The sequence below is a fragment of the Pelomicrobium sp. genome, from assembly GCF_036803785.1.
Taxonomy (GTDB): Bacteria; Pseudomonadota; Gammaproteobacteria; order Burkholderiales; family UBA6910; genus Pelomicrobium.
Genome location: NZ_DAIRTR010000206.1, coordinates 1 through 3,469, shown reverse-complemented (window position 1 = coordinate 3,469; position 3,469 = coordinate 1). Strand labels below are relative to the sequence as shown.

The following is a 3,469-nucleotide window of genomic DNA, read 5'->3' as shown; positions in this document are numbered from 1 at the left end:
GTACCGGGGGCGGGATGGGTAAAAAAGCGGCGTATCAGGTCGAACTCGGAAAGCATGAAGGCTAAGCGCGTCTCGGGAGGGTCAGCTCGCGGTCCATGGCCCCCCTCAGCCAGGATGAATTTGCATTATTTTACGTGGGCCAACGCCTGCACAGGGACCAATTTGCTTCTATGCTGGAAGAAAGATGCCCATCCGAGGCCCGCTCTTGCGGCGCGAAACCTTCGTGGGAAGCCGTCCGATGAAGGATAGCGCCGCAAGCCGGCGATGCGTTTCGGGTGCGGTCTTCTCCGCCCGCCTTCTGGAGGAATCGCCATGGGAAACGCTGGCAGGAGGAAGATCTCGTTGATCGCCTTCGCCTTATCCGCCTTCGGGCTGGCGGGGGAAGCCCGGGCCGACGGCCTGCGCTGGCCAGGCGAGCCCTCGCCCTGGGCGCCCTTCTTCGCTTCTCCCGCTTCCGGCGGCGGTCTTTCCTGGGACGGGCCCCTGGGTCTGAGCCGCCCTGCACCAACCGGATCCAGGCTCGGCCTCTCCTTAGACCGAAGGCTCGCCCCGGGCCCCTATCGCTGGAGGACTTTGGGCGGGAGCCTCGGGGATCCCATGGAGTCGGTGGCAGGGGCTGCCGCCTTGACCCCCCCGAGTAGGGACGGATGGTGGTGGACGGCGGTGCCTGCCCACGGTGCTTTCGGTGCTTCTTGGGCAGGAGCCGTCGGCGGGGGACCGGTCTATGCCTATGGCGCGGTGCTTTCCGCCGCCCGGGAAGTGTCGGCTGGGCGGCGCATCGGTCTGGGGATAGCCGTGATTGACTCCCTAGACCGGCCCTGGGCCTTTCCCTTCCTGGCGGTGGACTGGTCATTGACCGAACGGCTGCGGCTCACCAACCCCCTCGTCACCGGACCCGTCGGGCTCGAGCTCAAATACCGCCTTTCCGACGCATGGGAGATCGGCGCCGGCAGCGCCTACCGCAACGCCCGCTTTCCCCTCGACGCGGCGGGATTTCCTCCTTATGGGGTTGGGCAAGAGCGGGGCGTGGCAGCCTTCCTGCACCTCGCCCGCAGCCTAGGTCCTCGGTTCAACGTGGACGTGTATGCCGGCGCACTCCTGGGAGGCGAGCTCAGAGTGGAAAACAGCGCCGGAGTCGAGCTCTACAACGAAGAGCTGGCACCGAGCCCCGTGTTCGGCTTCAGCCTGACGGGTCGCTTCTGACTCCGTCGTCGCTGCAGCCGAACGATTGCGAGGACCGCAGCACCGTATAATCGGCGGCTGGCTTCCGGCCGCCCCCATGGTTCGCAAGCGTCTGCGCATCTCCCAGCTCTCCGGCCGCGACCTGCTCTTCGCGGTGGCGCCCCTCGTCTTCGCCGTGGCCGCGGGGCTGTGGCTCGCCTACCAGTTCGTGAAGCCCGCCCCGCCGGACACCCTGGTGATCACCACCGGCGACCCGGAAGGGGGCTACTACCATTTCGCCCAACGCTACCGCGAGATCCTCGCCCGGGACGGGGTGAAGCTGGAGATCCGCACCTCCGGCGGCTCGCTGGAGAATGTGGCGCGGCTGATGAACGAGGACTCCCCCGTGGAAGTGGGCTTCGTCCAGGGTGGCACGGGCTCGGCGGCCAATGCTCCCCACCTGGTGTCCCTCGGTACCCTTTATTACGAACCCCTGTGGGTGTTCTACCGTGGGCCCCGGGAAATCACCCGCCTCACCGAGCTGCGGGGCAAGCGCATCGCGGTGGGCGGCGATCTTTCCGGCACCCGAGCGTTGGCCCTCCTGCTGCTCGCGGTCAACCATGCCACCCAGCCTCCCACCCGGCTCGTGTTTGAGGGAGGCAACGCCGCCACCGAGCTCCTGCTCCAGGGCAACATCGACGCTCTCTTCGTGGTAGGCTCTCCCGAGGCTCCCGTGATCCAGCGGCTGCTCACCGCGAAGGGCGTGCGGCTCATGAGCTTCGATCGGGCGGAGGCCTATACCCGCCGCTTTCCCTTTCTCACCCCGCTGGTGCTGCCCCAGGGGGCCCTCGACCTGGCCCGAGATCTGCCAGCGAAGGACGTGACCCTCCTTGCCCCCGCGGCGACCCTGGTGGCCAAGGACACCCTACACCCGGCCCTCGCTTACCTGCTGTTACGAGCCGCCACCGAGGTGCATGGCGAGCCTGGCCTCTTCGCCCGTCCCGGGGAATTTCCCTCGGGGAAAGACGTGGACTTCCCCTTGAGCGATGAGGCCCGGCGCTACTACCGCGCCGGCCCGCCTTTCCTGCAGCGCTATCTTCCCTACTGGGCAGCCAATCTGGTGGACCGGCTGTGGGTGATGCTCCTGCCCATCGTAGCGCTCGCCATCCCCCTCTCCCGCATCGTGCCCCCCCTCTACGCGTGGCGGGTACGCTCCCGCATCTACAAGTGGTACGCCAAACTCAAAGCAGTAGAGCTGGACCTGGAAGGGGAACGGGACGCGGGCAAGCTGCAGAAGCTGCTGGAGCGGCTGGACACCATCGAGGACGCGGTCAACCGCATCCCTACGCCCCTCGCCTTCACCGACCAGCTCTATACGTTTCGCCTCCACATCCACCTGGTGCGCCGGCGCATCGCCCAAGGGCTGGAAAGGGAAAGAGGCGACACCCTGCCCATCGACTAGCCCGCGCTGCTTTTTCCGATTTGCGCCGGGTAAACGATACAATGGCGCTCCATGCAGGCACTGCCTCTCTTCCCGGCGTGTCGGGAGATTGCTTTTTTTCATGTCCATGGCGAGCGCGGCGACGAGCCTCACCCCGTGCGCTGGGCTGCTCTGCTCGTCCTCCACGGCGCCCAGGGGCATCCACGATCTCACTTCCTAGCCCGGCCTGGTGCGATGGACGGGGCCGTCGCGAGACGCTGGGATTTGTTGGGCGCCTTGGTGCCCGTTGCCGCCACGGACATCATGTTCAAATCGAGGGCGGCATGAGTTTTTTGGAGACCTGGGAGCTCATGAGCTATGTCGTCACCGTGATCGGCCTGCCGTTCGCGATCGCGGTATTCCTCATCGAACAGCGCAAGGAGCGGGAAAACGAAGAGGAGGAGGTCTACCAGCTCCTCTCCAACGCCTATACGGATTTTCTCAAACTGGTGATCGACCACCCGGATCTCAAACTCATGTCCCAGGAGGCTACGCCCAACCTCACCGAGGAACAACGGGAGCGCATGCTGGTCATCTTTAACATGCTCATTTCCCTGTTCGAGCGGGCCTACCTCCTCGCCTACGAGGAAAACATGCCGGACAAGAAACGCCGCCGCTGGAATTCCTGGGAGGATTTCATGCGGGAGTGGTGCCGGCGGGAGGATTTCCGCCAGCTCCTGCCCCGATTGCTCCAGGGCGAGGACGAAGAGTTCGCCGCCTACATCCTGAAGCTCTCCCGGGAAGAGGCGGCCCGCAGCGCCGCGGCTTCGCCTGCCTGAAGCGTATGACGACCTCGAGCCGCCGCCCCTCTCCATCCCTGCCCCGGAA

General features: G+C 65.8%; 3 protein-coding genes. All 3 read left to right on the top strand.

Features of this window, described 5'->3' with window-relative positions:
* Positions 1–312 precede the first annotated feature (312 nt).
* The 3 genes from V7Q81_RS15225 (at position 313) to V7Q81_RS15215 (ending at position 3,420) form a co-directional block, all read left to right on the top strand.
* Positions 313–1,203, top strand: coding sequence for a hypothetical protein (locus tag V7Q81_RS15225; protein WP_333845013.1), 891 nt, complete (start codon positions 313–315; stop codon positions 1,201–1,203).
* Between the two features lie 76 nt (positions 1,204–1,279).
* Positions 1,280–2,623: a TAXI family TRAP transporter solute-binding subunit gene (locus tag V7Q81_RS15220; RefSeq protein WP_333845011.1), complete on the top strand. Its 1,344-nt coding sequence runs from the start codon at positions 1,280–1,282 to the stop codon at positions 2,621–2,623.
* A 302-nt stretch (positions 2,624–2,925) separates the two neighbouring features.
* On the top strand, positions 2,926–3,420 hold the full coding sequence (locus tag V7Q81_RS15215; protein ID WP_333845009.1) for a hypothetical protein: 495 nt from the start codon (positions 2,926–2,928) through the stop codon (positions 3,418–3,420).
* Positions 3,421–3,469: the final 49 nt, after the last annotated feature.